Origin of the sequence: Amycolatopsis sp. A1MSW2902, assembly GCF_017312175.1 — a bacterium.
Classification (GTDB): Bacteria; Actinomycetota; Actinomycetes; order Mycobacteriales; family Pseudonocardiaceae; genus Amycolatopsis; species Amycolatopsis nivea.
On sequence record NZ_QJPO01000001.1, the window covers coordinates 4,086,945 to 4,103,550 of the forward strand.

Annotated in this window: 12 protein-coding genes; 6 read left to right on the forward strand and 6 right to left on the reverse strand. The window is 70.8% G+C overall.

Annotation, left to right across the window (positions count from 1 at the left end; all coding sequences use genetic code 11):
* Positions 1-114 precede the first annotated feature (114 nt).
* From DMP23_RS18830 to DMP23_RS18845, 4 genes are all read left to right on the forward strand, one after another.
* Positions 115-1,479, forward strand: a complete 1,365-nt coding sequence (locus tag DMP23_RS18830) for an aspartate aminotransferase family protein (RefSeq protein ID WP_037814387.1) — start codon at positions 115-117, stop codon at positions 1,477-1,479.
* 295 nt (positions 1,480-1,774) lie between these two features.
* Positions 1,775-3,139: an amino acid permease gene (locus tag DMP23_RS18835; RefSeq protein ID WP_337824412.1), complete on the forward strand. Its 1,365-nt coding sequence runs from the start codon at positions 1,775-1,777 to the stop codon at positions 3,137-3,139.
* A 191-nt stretch (positions 3,140-3,330) separates the two neighbouring features.
* Positions 3,331-4,077, forward strand: a complete 747-nt coding sequence (locus tag DMP23_RS18840) for a sulfite exporter TauE/SafE family protein (RefSeq protein ID WP_043838116.1) — start codon at positions 3,331-3,333, stop codon at positions 4,075-4,077.
* Between the two features lie 40 nt (positions 4,078-4,117).
* On the forward strand, positions 4,118-4,837 hold the full coding sequence (locus DMP23_RS18845) for a sulfite exporter TauE/SafE family protein (RefSeq protein WP_337821873.1): 720 nt from the start codon (positions 4,118-4,120) through the stop codon (positions 4,835-4,837).
* A gap of 30 nt (positions 4,838-4,867) precedes the next feature.
* Here DMP23_RS18845 and DMP23_RS18850 read toward each other — a convergent pair whose 3' ends face one another.
* The 6 genes from DMP23_RS18850 to hisD are packed head-to-tail and all read right to left on the reverse strand — an operon-like array spanning position 4,868 to position 13,455.
* On the reverse strand, positions 4,868-6,430 hold the full coding sequence (locus tag DMP23_RS18850) for a GMC family oxidoreductase (protein ID WP_337821874.1): 1,563 nt from the start codon (positions 6,428-6,430) through the stop codon (positions 4,868-4,870).
* A 12-nt stretch (positions 6,431-6,442) separates the two neighbouring features.
* Complete coding sequence (locus DMP23_RS18855) at positions 6,443-8,005, reverse strand: GMC family oxidoreductase (protein ID WP_337821875.1); 1,563 nt, start codon at positions 8,003-8,005, stop codon at positions 6,443-6,445.
* A 14-nt stretch (positions 8,006-8,019) separates the two neighbouring features.
* Positions 8,020-9,807, reverse strand: a complete 1,788-nt coding sequence (locus DMP23_RS18860) for a thiamine pyrophosphate-binding protein (RefSeq protein ID WP_337821876.1) — start codon at positions 9,805-9,807, stop codon at positions 8,020-8,022.
* A gap of 28 nt (positions 9,808-9,835) precedes the next feature.
* Positions 9,836-10,504, reverse strand: a complete 669-nt coding sequence (locus tag DMP23_RS18865; protein ID WP_336158748.1) for a ThuA domain-containing protein — start codon at positions 10,502-10,504, stop codon at positions 9,836-9,838.
* The gene (locus DMP23_RS18870; protein WP_051729037.1) at positions 10,501-12,081 is read right to left on the reverse strand and encodes an APC family permease; all 1,581 of its coding nucleotides are present in this window, start codon (positions 12,079-12,081) and stop codon (positions 10,501-10,503) included. The genes DMP23_RS18865 and DMP23_RS18870 overlap by 4 nt, the downstream gene beginning before the upstream one ends.
* 48 nt (positions 12,082-12,129) lie before the next feature.
* On the reverse strand, positions 12,130-13,455 hold the full coding sequence (gene hisD, locus DMP23_RS18875) for a histidinol dehydrogenase (protein ID WP_337821877.1): 1,326 nt from the start codon (positions 13,453-13,455) through the stop codon (positions 12,130-12,132).
* Between the two features lie 266 nt (positions 13,456-13,721).
* On the opposite strand from hisD, the gene DMP23_RS18880 reads away from it, so the two are divergent.
* Together DMP23_RS18880 and DMP23_RS18885 are read left to right on the forward strand one after the other, a co-directional pair.
* Positions 13,722-14,771, forward strand: a complete 1,050-nt coding sequence (locus tag DMP23_RS18880) for a LacI family DNA-binding transcriptional regulator (RefSeq protein ID WP_337821878.1) — start codon at positions 13,722-13,724, stop codon at positions 14,769-14,771.
* Positions 14,772-14,855: 84 nt separating this feature from the next.
* The gene (locus DMP23_RS18885) at positions 14,856-16,466 is read left to right on the forward strand and encodes a PucR family transcriptional regulator (protein ID WP_337821879.1); all 1,611 of its coding nucleotides are present in this window, start codon (positions 14,856-14,858) and stop codon (positions 16,464-16,466) included.
* Positions 16,467-16,606 lie beyond the last annotated feature (140 nt).

Consider the following 16,606-nt stretch of genomic DNA (forward strand, 5'->3'; position numbering starts at 1 on the left):
CGTCCGGGCCCCGATCTGGCCCCAGTGATCCGCCTCTTTCTGGCTCTGGGCGTGGACCAGAAAGATTGCGATCGTCGACACATTCCCGTTCTCGCACACACAGGAGGTCGCCAGGTGAACGTCACGGAGCTGCGGGCCACTGCCCGCCGACACCTCGGGCCGCACTTCACGCGCAAGGACACCTGGCAAAGCGAATTCCCGGTGTTCGTCCGCGGCGAGGGCAGCTACCTGATCGACACCGAGGGCCGCCGCCACCTCGACGGTCTCGCCGGGCTGTTCTGCGTCAACATGGGCCACGGCCGCGCGGACATCGCCAAGGCCGCGGCCGACCAGGTCGGCACCCTCGCCTACGCCAGCAACTGGGGCTCGGCGCACCCGCCGTCGATCGAGGCCGCCCGGATCATCGCCGACCTCGCCCCCGGCGACCTCGGCACCACGTTCTTCGTCAACTCCGGTTCGGAGGCGGTCGAGACCGCGCTGAAGTTCGTCCGGCAGTACCACCGCAGCCAGGGCGCCCCGGAGCGGACGAAGATCATCAGCCGCGAAATGGCCTACCACGGAACGACCATGGGCGCGCTGTCGGTCACCGGCCTGCCGAAGATCAAGGAGCCGTTCGGCCCGCTGCTGCCGGGCATCCGGCACGTCCCGAACACCCTCGGCTTCACCGGCGACTGCGGCCCGGCCGACCAGCTCGACTGCGTCCGCGCGATCGAGGCGGTCATCCTCGAGGAAGGCCCGGAGACGGTCGCCGCGGTCTTCGCCGAGCCGGTCCAGAACGGCCGGGGCGCGCTGGTCCCGCCGGAGGGCTACTGGCCGGCGCTGCGGGCGCTGTGCGACAAGTACGGCATCCTGCTCGTTTCGGACGAGGTCATCTGCTCGTTCGGCCGCCTCGGCCACTTCTTCGGCCACGGACTCACCGGCGTCGTACCGGACCTGATCACCTTCGCCAAGGGCTCCACCTCGGGCTACGCCCCGCTCGGCGGCGTGATCGTGCGCGAGCAGCTGGTCACCGAGCTGTACGACTCCCCCAAGGGCGGCGTGTTCACCCACGGCGCGACGTGGGGCGGCCACCCGGTGTCGACGGCCATCGCGGTCGCCAACATCAGCGCGATGCGCGACGAGAAGGTGCCCGAGCACGTCCTCTCCGAGGGCCCGAAGCTGCACGCCGCGCTGGAGTCGCTGAAGGACGCGCACCGCTGCGTCAAGGACGTCCGCGGCACCGGGTTCTTCTACGCGATCGAACTGATGGCCGACCGCGACGGCGGCCGCGAGCTGACCGACCAGGAGTCGCTGCAGGTCCTGCGGGAGGTCCTGCCGGAGTCGTTCCGCCGCACCGGGGTCATCCTCCGCGGCGACGACCGGGGCGCGACCATGCTCATGATCTCGCCGCCGCTGGTGGCCGACACGGACGTGCTGGACGAGCTCCTGCACGGCGTCGACGGCATGCTCACCGACGTGGAGAAGGCGATCCAGCCCTGACGGATAGCGCCGGCGGGCGCTGGGTACCTCGTAGGACACGGGGCACCCGGCGCCCGTCGTGCTGTCCGGGGCCGGCTCGTTCTGGTCCCAGAGCATCGGTGGTATCTGGCTCTCGCAAAGGGACCTGTTCCTTTCTACGGTGACGGGAACCACACAGCAGCTCTCAGCGACATCGCGGCGGCGGCCGGCGCGGGGACATCGAGGTCCCCCGGCGCCGCCGGAAGGAGGAGACGTGGGTTCTGCACCGGAAACAGCCGCCGAGAGCGGTCTCAAACCGGGCCTCAAGCAACGCCACATGAATCTGATCGCACTCGGCGGCGTGATCGGCGCCGGCCTGTTCGTCGGAAGCGGCGTGGTCATCCAGTCGGCCGGGCCCGCGGCGGTGGTCTCGTTCCTGATCGCCGGGCTGATCACCGTGCTCATCATGCGGATGCTGGCCGAAATGACCGTCGCGCGGCCCGCGCTCGGCTCGTTCTACGTCTACGCCAGGGAGGCGATGGGCAACCGGGCCGGCTTCACCGTCGGCTGGATGTACTGGTACTTCTTCGTGATCGTGGTGGCCGTGGAAGCGGTCGCCGGCGGCCGGATCCTGCAGCTCTGGCTGCCGAACGTGCCGCTGTGGGTGCTGAGCCTCGGCCTGCTCCTGCTGCTCACCGCCACCAACCTGGTCTCCGCGCGCTCCTACGGCGAGTTCGAGTACTGGTTCTCCTCGATCAAGGTCATCGCGATCCTCGTGTTCCTGGTGGTCGGCGCCCTGTACCTGTTCGGCGTCTGGCCCGGCTCGCACGGAGGCGTCGGGAACCTGGTCTCCCACGGCGGTTTCGCCCCCATGGGCATCGGCGCGGTGCTGGCCGCGGTCGTCCCCTGCGTCGGCTTCTACACCGGCGCCGAGATCGTCACCATCGCCGCGGCCGAGTCCGCCGAACCGCGCCGCGCGATCGCCAAGGCCATGCGCTCCATCGTGTTCCGCGTGGTCCTGTTCTACGTCGGCTCGGTCTTCGTGGTGGTCGCGGTCAAGGCCTGGAACGCCCCCGACACCGCCGTCAGCCCGTACGCGGCGGTCCTGGACGTGCTGGGCATCCCCGCCGTGGCGACGATCATGAACGCCATCGTGCTGACGGCCGTGCTGTCCTGCCTGAACTCGGCGCTGTACACGTCCTCGCGGATGCTGTTCGCCCTGACGCGCAACGGCGACGCCCCGAAGATGTTCACCAAACTGTCCCGCAGCGGCGTCCCCCGCCGGGCCATCATCGCCGGGACTGTCATCGGGTACGTGTCGGTGATCGCCGCGTACACCTCGCCGAACCTGATCTTCCAGTTCCTGGTGAACTCCTACGGCGCGGTCGCGCTGTTCGTGTACCTCGCCATCGCACTGGCCCAGGTCCGGCTGCGGAAGCGGCTGCAGAACACCGATCCGGGCGCGCTGAGCCTGAAGATGTGGCTGTTCCCGTGGCTGAGCTACGCCACGATCGCCTTGATGGCGGCGGTCATCCTGGCCATGGCGTTCCTGCCGACGACCCGCTCGCAGTTCTGGCTCAGCGCGGTGACGCTGGCGCTGATCCTGATCGCGTACCAGTTCCGGAAGCGCCGTCCGGTCGCCCCCGCGGCGGCGACCGAGACGGACTCATCGCGGGGCGAGGCCGGAGTCGCCTCGACCTGAGCTGCTCAGTCTGTGCGGGAAAGCCGGGCGGTCCCTCGACGGGGCCGCCCGGCTTTCCCGGCTGGCACCCCCCGATGCCGCGATTCTGGACCTACCGTCACGACCAGACGTCCCGCACAGTGGAGCGATCGCCCGCGCCGTGGAGGTCTGATGCCGCACCCGTCCAGGGTCTTCGCTCCCCCGGGCCGCCGATGACCTTCTGGCAACTGTCCCCGGCTGCGATGGCGTTCGCCGTCGCCGCTCTGTTCGCCGGAGGCCTGATCCGCGGCTACTCCGGCTTCGGCGCGTCCCTGGTGTGGGTCAGCTGCCTCTGCCTGGTCCTGCCGCCCCCGGCCGTCGTCCCGAGCACGCTCCTGCTCGAAATAGCGTCCAGCGTGACCCTGCTGCCGAAGGCCTGGTCCGACGCCCACCGCCCGTCCGTCCGCTGGCTCCTGGCCGGCGCGCTCCTCGGGCTCCCTGTCGGCATCTGGTTCCTCGCCGCGCTGCCCGAACGCGCGACGAGACTGACCGTCGGCCTGGTAGTCGGGCTCTCCGCACTGGCACTGGCTCTGAGCCGCCGAACCCGCCGCCTGCCCGGCCGCGGCGCGTGCGCGAGCATGGGCACCGCCTTCGGAGTCCTGAACGGCGCCTGCGGCATGGGCGGCCCGCCAGTCGTCCTGATGTACCTGGCGTCCCCGCTGCCGATGACGGTCAACCGCGCGAGCCTGGTCGTCTTCTTCCTGGCCGCGGACACCATGACAGTCGCCACCGCGGGCACCGGCGGCCTCCTCACCAGCGACGTCCTCCTGCAGACCGCGCTCTTCCTCCCCCTGGCGTTGGCCGGAGTCGCCGCCGGAAGCTGGCTGTACCGCCACGCCCGCGGCGACGCCCGCCGGATCGTGCTGGGACTCCTCGCGGTGCTTTCCCTTGCCCTGGTGGGCCAAGCGGTGGTCACATGACCCGTTCCCCCGACTGCTCGCTCCCCCACCAGGCGGCCCCATGATCCTCGGCGCACTAGCCGTCGCCTTCGCCGGCTTCATCGGCGGCCTGACCGGATTCGGCGCGTCGTTGGTCGGCACGCCCTTGCTGCTGCTCATCGGACTCCCGCTGCCGCAGGTGGTCGTGATCAACCTGATCACCACCATGATCACCCGGCTCGCCGTGCTCCACCGCGAACGCGACCACATCGCCTGGCGCCGAGTGGCCGTCCTAGGCACCGCAAGCCTCCCCGGTGCCGCCGCGGGCGCCCTCACGCTGCACCTGCTGCAGCCGCACGCTCTCCGCATCCTGGCCGGCACCGTGGTCGTGCTCTCCGGCCTGCGCCTGCTCCTGCGCCCAACCCGCGACGCCCACCCGGCGACCCCGGCAAAGCAGACAATCGCCGGCCTGCTGGGCGGCTACCTCTCCACGACGACTTCCCTGAACGGCGCGCCCCCAGCCGTCCTGCTGGCCTCGGCGAAAGTCCCCCCGAGAACCTTCGTCGGCGACCTGGCGGGCTACTTCGTGGTGACCAACTGCCTGTCCCTGCTCCTCCTGGTCACCGCCGGCCAGTTCGACACCACGGACCTGGGCACCCGCCTGCCGGTCCTGGTCCTGGCCGCCCTGGCGGGCAACATCCTCGGCGGCCGCCTCATCGGCCGGGTCCCGCGCCTGGTGTTCGACCGGGCGATCGTGGGGCTGATCGTGACGTCCGGCGTGGTGACGATGATCAGCGCCTGACGGGCGTGAGCGGTTCCCCGCACCGCCGCGCTAGAGGAGGCCGGGCAAGCCCTGGGGCGCCCCGGCGACCGACTTCGCGATCCGGAGCGCGTTCGCCGCGATCGTCAGTGCCGGGTTGACCGCTGCCGACGACGGGAAGAACGACGAATCGGCGAGCCACAGGTTCTCCACGTCGTGGCTGCGGCACGAGGCGTCCAGGACGCTCGTCGCCGGGTCGGGGCCGGCGACCGCGGTGCCGCACATGTGGGAGTTGGTCTCGATCCCCATGCGCTGGGTGAACAGCAACGGATACCCCGCTTTGCGCACCAGCCGCCGCATCCGGGCGACGAGTTCTCGGTGCGGCGCGACGTTGTTCGGCGTCCAGTCGACGACCGTCCGGCCGCCTTCGACCCGGACCCGGTTGTCCGGCGAGGGCAGGTCCTCGGTGGTCAGGTACAGGTCGAGGCTGCGCGCGGCCATGAACGCGAGCGCGGGCATCGGGGCCCACCGGCGGGCGGGTTTCAGCATCGGGGCCTGGAGCTTGCCGAGCATCTGCACGTTGCCGAGCGGATACGGGCGCGCCTCGTAGAAGTCGTTGATTCCCAGCGTTTTCTGCCACTTCGTGGGGTTCGTGCGGAACGGGTTCACCCCGACGAAGAAGGTGCTGTTGTGCACCATGTAGTTCCGGCCGACGAGCCCGGACGAGTTGCCCAGCCCGTCCGGATGGCGCGCCGAGGCCGACCGCAGCAGGAGCGCCGCGGAGTTCACCGCTCCCCCGGCCAGGGCGAACCGGCCGGCGTTGATCCGCAGCGTCCGGCCCCGGTGCCGGACCTCGGCGGCGACGACCCGGCTGCCGTCGGGCGAGACGACCAACCGGGTCGCCTCAGCTTCGGGCAGCAGCCGCACGCCTTCGCGCAATGCGGGCAGCAGCAGCCGGTTCTCCGCGTCGGACTTCCTACCCGTCTCGTCGGGGCAGCCGTCGGCGGCGGTGACCGCGGCCCGGTCGGCGTCGGTCTCGACGTTCAGCGCGTTCGGCGTGTGGAACGGGTGCAGCCCGGACCGCCGCAACGACGCCGCGAACCGCTCGATCACCGGCTCGTGCGCGAGCGGCGGATGCGGGTACGGCGTCGAATGCGGCGGTTCGGTCGGGTCCTCGCCGAACTGGCCGTGCACTTCGAGCAGCCGCTCGGCGAGGCCGTAGTACGGCTCCAGCTCCTCGTACGGGAACGGCCACGCCCGCGAGACCCCGTCGTGGTGCTCGACCTCGCCGAAGTCGCTGCGCCGGAACCGCGGCAGCATCGCCCCGTAGAACCTCGTGTTGCCGCCGACCCAGTAGTAGACGCCGGGCGCGAACGGCCGTCCGGTCCGGCCGTCCACCCACTCGCCGGCGTTCTTGTACCGGCCCTTGAGATACATCTCCGCCGGCTGCGAATTCTCCGGCTCGCGCGGGAGGAAGCCGCCCCGTTCCACGACGAGCACGCGCAGCCCCGACGAGCGCAGCGCCCACGCGAGCGCCGAACCGCCCATCCCGGAACCGATGATCAGCACATCGGTTTCGAGTTCGTCCTCCGGCGAAACGATGGACTCCGCGGGAGCCTCCGGCGGGATGTACACAGGTTCTCCTTCTCAGGCGTCGCCGCGGAGGAAGTCCGCGGCGCGTTCGCCGATCATGATCGCCGGGGCGTTGGTGTTTCCGGTGACGAGCGCCGGCATCACCGAGGTGTCGGCGACGCGGACGTTGTCCAGTCCGCGCACGCGCAGTTTTTCGTCGACGACCTTGCCCAGCACGCAGGTGCCGGACGGGTGGTAGAACGAGAACGACTGCGTGCGGATGAACTCGTCGATGTCGTGGTCGCGATCGGAAGCCGGGGCCAGGCCGGCCGCCGCGGCCCCGGCGAGGTCCGCGTCCAGCATCCCGGTCAGCCGGGTTTCCCGGGCGATCCGCATGCACATCCGGACCCCCTCGCGCAGGCGCTGCCGGTCGTCGGCGTCGTCGAGGTAGTTGTGCACGATGCGGGGCTTGGCGTACGGGTGGTTGTGCCGCAGCCGGACCGAGCCGCGGCTCGCGGGCCGCGCGACGTAGGGCCCGAACGACATCCCCGGTTCGGCCGACGCGGTGAGCCCCTGGTCGCGCACGATCCCGAGCGCCGCGTGCACCTGGAGGTCCGGCGCGGGCAGGCCGTCGCCGGACCGCAGGAACCCGCCGACCTCGGTCCAGGCCATCGGGCCGTCGCCGTGCTCGCGCAGCCGCCGCTCCTCCGCCGAGGTGTCCGGGCCGGGCACCGGTTCGGCCCGGCTGGAGAAGCTGAGGAAACACCCGGCGTGGTCCTGCAGGTTCCGTCCGACATCGGGCAGGTCGTGCAGCGGTTCCACGCCCGCGGCGCGGAGTTCGCCCGCGGGGCCGACGCCGGACTGCAGCAGCAGATGCGGCGAGTTGTAGGCGCCGAGCGACACCACGATCTCCCGCGAAGCCCGCAGCGTTCGAACCGTGCCGAGGTGGTCGACGTCCACTCCGGACGCCCGCGTGCCGTCGAACCGCAGCCGCAGGGCGAGCGTCGACGTGAGGACCGTCAGATTCGGCCGTTCGGCAAGGAACGCGACCGCGCTGCTGCAGCGCAGTCCGTCGCGCTGGGTCACCTGGTAGTAGCCGACCCCGTCCTGCTCCGCGCCGTTGAAGTCCGGGTTGAACGCGTGCCCGGCGTTCTGCGCCGCTTCGACCCACGCGGCCAGCAAGGGGTGCACGAACACCGGGTCGCTCACCGTCAGCGGGCCGCCGATCCCGTGGAACTCGTCGGCGCCGCGCTGGTTGTCCTCCGACTTCTTGAAGTACGGCAACACGTCGGCGTAGCCCCAGCCCTTGTTGCCCAGTTGCTCCCAGGTGTCGTAATCGTGGCGGTGGCCGCGCACGTACAGCATGGTGTTCATCGAACTGGTGCCGCCGATCGCCCGGCCCCTCGGCAGATACGCGCGACGGCCGCCGAGCCCCGGCTCCGGTTCGGTCTCGAAATCCCAGTCGTAGGCCGTTTTCATCTGCCGGGAGAACAGCGCCGGGATCTCGAACAGCCGCCCGGCCGCGGGCGGGCCGGCTTCGACGAGCGCGACCCGGACGCCGGGGTCCTCGGACAGCCGCCCGGCGACCGCGCAGCCCGCCGATCCGGCGCCCAGCACGATGTAGTCGTAGTCGGTCATGCGGGTTCTCCCATTCAGAGATGCTGTTCGGTGGCGCGCGTGCGGTGGTACTCGTCCTGCCGTTCGTCGGTGATGTAGGCCGGGACCGGGAAGTCCCACCAGCCCGGCACCCACGGCCCGGCGGCGTCCCGGTCGGTCGGGACCTCGACCAGCGCGGGCTCGCCGGACTGGACGGCCTTGCGCAGAATCGGCTCGAGCGAACCGGCGTCCGGCACCCGCCAGGATTCGATGCCGAAGGACGCGCCGAGCGCGGCGAAATCCGGGCTGTAGGGCGATCCGTCCGGCCGCGAGAACTCGGTGCCGATGTGCCGCGAGGTCTGCTTGCGCTGGCCGCCGCGGATGGACATGTAGCCCGCGTTGTTCTGCACGACGAACACGACCGGCGCGTCCATCGTGATGCTGAGCGCGATTTCCTGGGCGGTCATGAGGAAATCGCCGTCGCCGAGCACACACGCGACCGTCCGGTCCGGCCGGCCGAGCTTCGCGCCCACCGCGGCCGGGACCGCCCAGCCCATCGAGGAGAAACCGCCGGACGTGAGGTGCGTCCGCGGCTCGAAAACGGGGAACGTCTGCTTCACCGCGCCCTGGGTGTTGCCCGAGCCCGCGACGATGATCGAGTCGCGCGGCAGGACCGACCGGAGGGCGCCGAGCGGACGCTGCGAGGTGAACGGGAACCGGTCGCTGTCGCGGCGACCGGCCAGCTGCTCCTCCCATTTCCGTTTGTGCTCGGCCAGTTCCGCCAGGTACTCGCCGCGTTCCGCCCGCGCCGACGGGAGCGTCTCGGCGATCGCCGAGACGGTGCGCTGCGCGTCCGCCACGATCCCCACTTCGGCCGGGTAGTTCTTGCCGATCTCGTGCGGGTCGATGTCGATGTGGATCAGTTTGGCGGGCGGGATCGAGAAGCTCACGCCCTGCGCGTAGCTGGAGGCGGACCAGTCGGTGAACCGGCAGCCGACCGAGACGACCACGTCCGCGGAGCTCGCGATCGCGTTGCCGACGATCGTGCCGGTCTGCCCGACGCTGCCCGCGAACAGCTCGTGGTCCTCGGGGAAGGCGCTCTTGCCGTTCCACGTCGTCACGACCGGGATCTGCCAGTGTTCGGCCAGCGCGCGCACCGCGTCCCCCGCTTCGGAGGTGACCGCGCCGCCGCCGACGACGATCACCGGCCGCCGGGCCGCGCGCAGCACGGCGGCCGCCCGGTCGACCGCGGCCGGGTCGGGGTGCTGACGGCCGACCGGGAGACGGCGTTCCAGGTCGTGCAACTGGACGTCGGCGGCTTCGGCCTGCACGTCCATCGGGACTTCCAGGTGCACCGGGCCGGGCCGTCCGGTCAGCATCGAGTTGAAGCACCGGTGCAGCACGAACGGCAGCTCCTCGGCGCGGGTCACCACCCAGTGCCGCTTCGACACCGCCTCGGCGACCTTCGGGAAGTCGTTGGCGGTGTAGCGGTCCAGCTCCTGCAGCAGGCCGTGCCCGCGCATGTGGGTCGGCGGGCCGCCGGTGATCACCAGCACGCTGGTCGAGTCGGTGAACGCGGTGCCCATCCCGATCACGGTGTTGCTGGCCCCCGCGCCGATCGAGGTCACCGCGGCGATCGGGCGGCCGGTGGCGCGGTAGTACCCGTCGGCCAGGTGCACCGCGCTCTGCTCGTGGAAGGTCTGGACGAACGGGATCTTCGCTTCCTCGTCGAGGAACGCGTCGGTCAGCGACCAGATCCCGTGGCCGGGGATCCCGGCCACGTAGTCGACGCCGTAGTTGCGCAGCGTCCGGGCGACGATCTGGCCTCCGGTCAGGACAGGCATGGTTGCTCCTCGGTGTTTTCAGTCCGGTTCAGGCGGTGCGGCGCGCGGCCCAGGCGAAGCCCTGCGCGCACAGCCTGGTGACATCGGGGTGCTGCAGGTCGTCCAGGTCGTGGCCGACGGCGCTGTAGAACACCCGGCCCGCGCCCCAGGTCCGAGTCCAGGCCTGCGGCATCCGCCGCCCGGCGAGCCACGGGACGTGCTCGCCGGTGAACTCGGTCTCGGCGAGCACGTGGTTGTTCGGGTCGAGCGACAGGTAGTACTGCTCGGACGCGACGTCGAAATCCGCCACCCCGCGGGTGATCTCGCTGTCGCGGTCCACAATGGACACCCGGTACGGGTCCTTCACGCCCTCCCCCGCCGGGTGTTCGAGGAAGCTGCCGCCCAGCATCAGGTGGTAGCGGATGCTGGTGCGGAACGCTGCCGCGGCGCCGTGCCAGGCGGCGATCCCGGTGCCCGCTTCGACCGCGTGCAGCAGGCCGTCCTCCTGCGCGACCGAAAGCCCTTCGGACAGCAGCGCGTTGTTCCAGTTGAGGGCGATGAGGTCGTAGCCGGTGAGGTCCGCGTCGAGGGCGAAGACGTCGTTGGTCTGGTCGACGTCGAAGCCGAGTTCCTTGAACAGCGGCAGCGCCCACTCGTTCGCGATCTCGTAAGGCTTGTGCCCCGGCCAGCCGCCGTAGAGGTACAGGACCCTGGTCATGCTTCGCTCCTTTCCGCGGAGGCCGCCGAAGCGGCGCGGTCGCGCAGCCGCTGCGCGATCTCCAGTGCGTCGCCTTCCGGCGCGGTCGACTTCCGGTCCGGCTTCGCCGTCAGCAGGTACACCAGGCCCACGGCCGACACGACGAGGAAGCCGATCAGCGCGATCCAGCGGTCCGCGAAGGACGCGTTCGGGTCCCCGGTCGGCGCGGCGAGCAGAATCATCGCCAGCACGCCGTAGACGAGCGCGGCGACATTCACCGCGAACCCGTACCGGCCGAGCGACCACGCTCCCGCCGGGCGCCAGCCCTTGAGCCGCATGCGCAACGCGGCGAGCACGACCATCTGGAACGCGGCGTAGCCCGCGAGCACCTGGAACGCGGCGATCCGCACCAGCGAGTCCGGCGAGAAGTAGACGAACACGAAGATCAGCAGCGGCGCGACGTTGACCGCGAGCAACGCGTTCCGCGGCACCCGGTAGCGGCTCGTCACGCGGGAGAAGATCCGCGCGCCCGGGAACATCTCGTCGCGGGCGAAGGAGAACACGATCCGGCTCGCCGCCGCCTGCTGGCTCATCACGCCCGCGATGAACGACGTCAGCGCGACGAGCAGGATCAGCTTCGTGCCGACGGTGCCGACCGAACTCTGCAGGATCGCGGGGATCGGGTTGGTGTCGGAACCGGTCAGGACGGCTTCGAGGTCGGGCGCGGCCAGCGCGTAGCCGGCGAACGCGAGCAGCGCGGCGAGCCCGCCGACGACGACGGTGAGCTGCATGGCCTTCGGGATGCTCCGGGCCGGATTGGGCACCTCTTCGGCGATCTCTCCGCAGGCCTCGAAGCCGTAGTAGAGGAACAGGCCGACCAGCGAAGCCGCGACGAACGCCGCGAAGTAGCTGCCCGGGTGGCTGGCCGAACTGCCGTGGAAGAAGATCGAGACCGGGTTGCGCCGCTGGAACAGCAGCAGGTACAGCCCGACCAGCACGATGCCGATCAGCTCGGCGGCGAGGCCGATCTTCGAGATCAGGGCGAGCACCCGGGTGCCGAAACTGTTGCACACCAGGCAGACCGCCGTCACGGCGACCGCGATCAGCAAGCGCTGCAAAGGCGTCGAGGCCACGCCGGGGTGCTGCGCGGTGCCGCCGAAGAGGCTGGCCACGAAGTCGGAGCTGAACAGCGCGGTGCTCGTGATGCCGATGGTGATGCAGCAGATGTAGGTCCACGCGGTGAACCACGCGTACCTGCCGTTCCAGAGCCGGCGCGCCCATTGGTAGAGACCGCCGGCGAGCGGGAACTGCGACACGATCTCGCCGAACACGAGCGCGACGAGCAGCTGCCCGAGTCCGATGAGGACGATCCAGAAGACGGACGGGCCGCCCGCGGTGGACAGCCCCACCGCGAACAGCGACAGGACCCCGACCAGCGGGGAGAGGTAGACGAAGCCGAGGGCGAAGTTGCCCCAGAGGCTGACTTTGCGGTCGAAGCGTTGTTCGTAGCCGAGCGCGGCGAGCAGTTCGACGTCCTCCGCGGACGCGACCGGCCCGCCGGGCGGCGGGGTCGTGGGGGTTTCGTGTGTCGGGGTCATCGTCGACCTCCGGATCGGGATCGGGCGGGCAAGGGGAAAAGGCGCCGGTCAGGCGCGGCCGAAAACGTGGTCGGTCCAGTCCAGGGCGGCCGAACCGAAACGCGCGGCCCGGACGTCGCCCGAGCGCGCGTGCCCTTCGAAGTTCTCCAGCCGGGACGCCCTGCCGCACAGCGCGCCGAGTTCGGCGCTCGCGGCCGGGTCCCGGACTTCCTGGTAGGTAACGGTTTTCAGGTACTTGCCGACCCACAGGCCGCCGGTGTAGCGCGCGGCCTTGCGCGTCGGCAGGACGTGGTTGGTGCCGATCACCTTGTCCCCGTAGGCGACACACGTCTTGTCGCCGAGGAAAAGCGCGCCGTAATTGCGCATCGCGGAGAGCGCGGCACGCGGGTGTTCGGTGAGGATCTGGACGTGCTCGCTGGCGTATTCGTCGGCGCGGGCATAGGCGGCGTCGAGGTCAGGCACGACGAGGACCTCCCCGTGCTGGCGCCACGCGACCCCGGCGACGTCGCGGGTGGGCAGACCGGGCAGCAGCTCCTCGACCCACCCGATGGTCTCGGTCGCGACCCGGTCCGAGGTCGTGATCAGCACCGCCGGGGAATCCGGTCCGTGCTCCGCCTGCGAAAGCAGATCGGTCGCGACGACGAACGGGTCGGCGCTGTGGTCGGCGACGATCAGGACTTCGGTCGGCCCGGCGAACAGGTCGATGCCGACTTCGCCGAACAGCTGCCGTTTCGCCTCGGCGACGTAGGCGTTGCCGGGCCCGGCCAGCAGGTCGGTCTTGGCGATCGATTCGGTGCCGAGCGCGAGCGCCGCGATCGCCTGGACCCCGCCGAGCACGTAGATCTCGTCGGCGCCGGCGAGGTGCATCGCCGCGATGCTGACCGCGGGCGGGTTGCCGCGGTCCGGCGGAGTCGTCGCCGCGACCCGCCCGACGCCGGCGACCTTCGCGGTCACGACGGTCATGTGCGCGGACGCGGTGAGCGGGTAGCGTCCGCCGGGAACGTAAGCTCCGGCCGCGTCGACCGGGATGTTCCGCTGTCCCAAGCAGACTCCGGGCAGCGTCTCGACCTCGAAGTCGGCGAGCGAATCCCGTTGCGCCTTGGCGAATCCGCGCACCTGCCGCTGCACGAACCGCAGGTCGTCCAGCACCGTCTCGGGCACCCCGGACACCACGCGCGCGACCTCGTCGGGCCCGAGCCGGAACGACTCCGGGCTCCACGAGTCGAATTTCTCCGACCACCGGCGCACGGCGGCGTCGCCCTCGGACCGGACGTCCTCGATGATCTCCGCGACCGTGTCGGCGATCTCCGGGCGGCCGGCCCGCACCGGCTCCGCCGCGAGCCGCTCCTTCACGATCTTGACCGAAGTGGACACTGCACGCTCCTTGACGAACTGGTCGGCTGCCGTGGATTCGAGAAGGAATTCTGGCTTCGGGCCGCGGCGCGGGACAGGCACAAGCTGTGCAGTGTCCGCCGCGCCGGTTGCACACCCTGGTCCGGCGCGCAGGCCGCGCCCACCACCGCCCCCGGCACCGTCCGTAGTCCCCACTTCACACCTCTGAACTGCGGTGATACGATTAACTACGAGCGGCAACTCTGACATAGCGCCCCTGCGGCGTCAACGGTCGGGAGAATGACCTGATGGTGACCATGCGCGAGATCGCGCGAGCGGCGGGCGTGTCCCAGGCGGCGGTGTCCTACGCGTACAACCGCCCGGCGAAACTGTCCGAGACGCAGCGGCGGCACATCCTCGACACGGCGGCGCGGCTCGGGTACGCCGGGCCGAATGTGCTGGGCGCGGGGCTGCGCGCGGGCAAGGTCGGCGCCATCGGCGTGATGGTGATGGACAGCCTCGAGTACGCCTTCACCGACCCGTCGACGCGGGCTCTGCTCGAAGGCATCGCGCAGAGCCGCAAGTTCGACGACCACGCGCTGACGCTCGTCCCGCTGCCGCGCTCGCCCGTCGCCGCGGACGACGGGCTGCCCGATCAGGCTGCGCTGCAAGGGATCGTCGACGGCATGATCGTGCACTGCCTGCCGGACGACCACCGGTCCCTGCGGACCCTGCAGTCCCGCGGGCTGCCGATGGTGGTCGTCGACGCGCCGCTGCTGCCCGGCGTGCCGCGGGTGTGCGTCCAGGACCGGCTCGCCGCCCGGGACCAGATGCGGCACCTGCTCGACCTCGGCCACCGGAAGACCGGCGTGCTGGCCGAACGGCTCTCCCCCGACGGCCGCCGCGGCCTCGCCGGGCCCGGCCGCCGGGCCGAGGCCACGGAACGGGTGGTGCGCGAACGCGTCGCCGGCTACCTGGACGTCGCCGACGGGCCGGTCCCGGTCATGGAGGCCGGGGGTTTCGACCGCGCGGCCGGGACCGCCGCCGCGCACGAACTCCTCGACACCGCACCGCTCACGGCGATCGCGGCGACCTCCGACACCATGGCGATCGCGGCGCTGGAAGCCGCCCGCGCACGCGGGTTGCGAGTGCCGGAAGACCTGTCGGTGATCGGATTCGACGACGCCCCGGACGCCGAGCGCTGGTCGCTCACCACCATGCGCCAGCCAATGCGGGAGAAGGGCCGGATCGTCGCGGAAATGCTGCACGACCTGCTGAACGGACGCACCCCGGCGGAGACGGTCGAACTGCCGGTGGACCTCGTCGTGCGAGAAACCACTGCCGCGCCCGCGGGATAGCCCTTGCGCCGGTGCTGAAACGCTTGCCTCTCCCCCGTTTCCCGCCGAAGAACCGATCGTCCTTTGTTGTGGCTGAGGTGGACCATGCCCGAAATCCTGACCGCGCGCACCGCTTTGCGCCTCGAGGTCTTCCAGCGCACCGTCGCCCGGGTGTACGCCGGCGAACAGCACCTCGACCGGCCGGTCCGGTGGGTGCACACCGGCGAGATCCCGGACATCCACCGTTTCCTCAGCGGCCACGAGATGCTGCTGACCGCGGGTCTCGGCATGGGCGACACGCCGGACCGGCAACGGGCGTTCGTCAGGCGAGTCGCCGACGCGCGGGCGTCCGTGCTGGTGGTCGAACTGGCCGGGCGGATGTTCGACGAGATGCCCGCCGCCGCGATCGAGGAGGCGGAGGCGGCCGGGCTGCCGCTTGTCGGGCTCCTGGACGAGATCCCGTTCGCCGAAGCGTCGGCACAGGTGCACGAGATGCTGGTCGAGGGCCGGGTTGCGCAGTTGCTCGCGGAAGAAGAAGCCGGGCAGGCGTTTCTCAATCTCCTGCTGTCCGATCAGGACTACCTCGCGATGGTCGAGGAGCTGTCCCGGCGGACGGGAATGCCCGCGGTGCTGGAAAACGTGGCCCATCAGATGCTGGCCTACGCGGGCGCGACCGCCGAATCCGACGCTGTCGCCGAGGACTGGGCAGCGCACTCTCGCGCGATGCACGAACTGCACCGTCCCGCCATCACCGACGGGTCCGCCGCGCCGGTCGCCAAGGCGGGCTCTTTCCGCGAAGTCGCGGCTTGCGCACGCAGACCTGTCGTCCTGCGCGGCGAGTCCTGGGGCTGGCTGCATCTGCTCCACGGGACCGCGGCACCCGCGCCAGCCGATCTCCACGCGCTGGAAAGGGCTTCCGCCGCGGTCGCGATCAGCCTGCTCAGCGAACGGGAAAGCGGAGCACGCTCAGCGCAGCGGCAGGGTGCGCTGCTGAATCGCCTCATGCTCGGGGAAATCTCCGGCGAGGACTTCGTCCGCCTCGCCCGCACCCTCGGCCGGGATTTGCGCAGCAAGACCCTGGTCGTCTTCGTGTCCGCGCTCCGCGATTCGCCCGATCAGTCCCCGGTCCACTCCGCGGACTCCGTCCTGCACGGACTCGACGCGAACGCGGTCGTCGGAGACCTTGGCGACTTCGCCCTGTCCGTCGTCGCGCCCGGCCGCCGGACGACCGCCGCGGCGATCGAAGCGGCACTCGCCGGAGCCGGACATTGGGGCGGAGTGAGCCGGACCGTCCCGGCGGCAGCGTTGCCCGCCGCGGTCCGGCAAGGCCGCAGCGCCGCGGCGGCAGCCTCCGCGACCTCCGCCGGCCATTTCCTCCATTTCGATGACCTTGGCGCCCTCCGGCTGCTCGTGACGCTCGCCGAAGGCCCCGAACTCGCCCGCTACGTCGAAGACGAAATCGGCGCGCTCCTCGCCAACGACGCGCAAAGCACGAACCCCCTGCTGCCCACCCTGCGAGCTTTCCTGGACGCCGCGGGCAACAAAGCCCGCGCCGCGGAGATGCTTTTCGTCCAGCGCCGGACGCTGTATTACCGGCTGGATCGCATTTCCGCGCTGCTCGGGCTCGACCTGAGCAGCAGCGAATCACAGCAACGCCTTCAACTGGCGGTGCGCGGACACGACCTGCTCCGCCGCCCGGTCGCGCGCCGCCCCTAAACGGCTGATTCAGCGGCAGAATCGCCTCACGACAGCCGATTTCGAACGCGGTGCGGGGATCACCGTCGAGATCCCGCGCGACATCTCCCCCGCATCGAACCAGCCCCGCTCCGCCCCTGCTCGAGCACGGCTGAGAGATC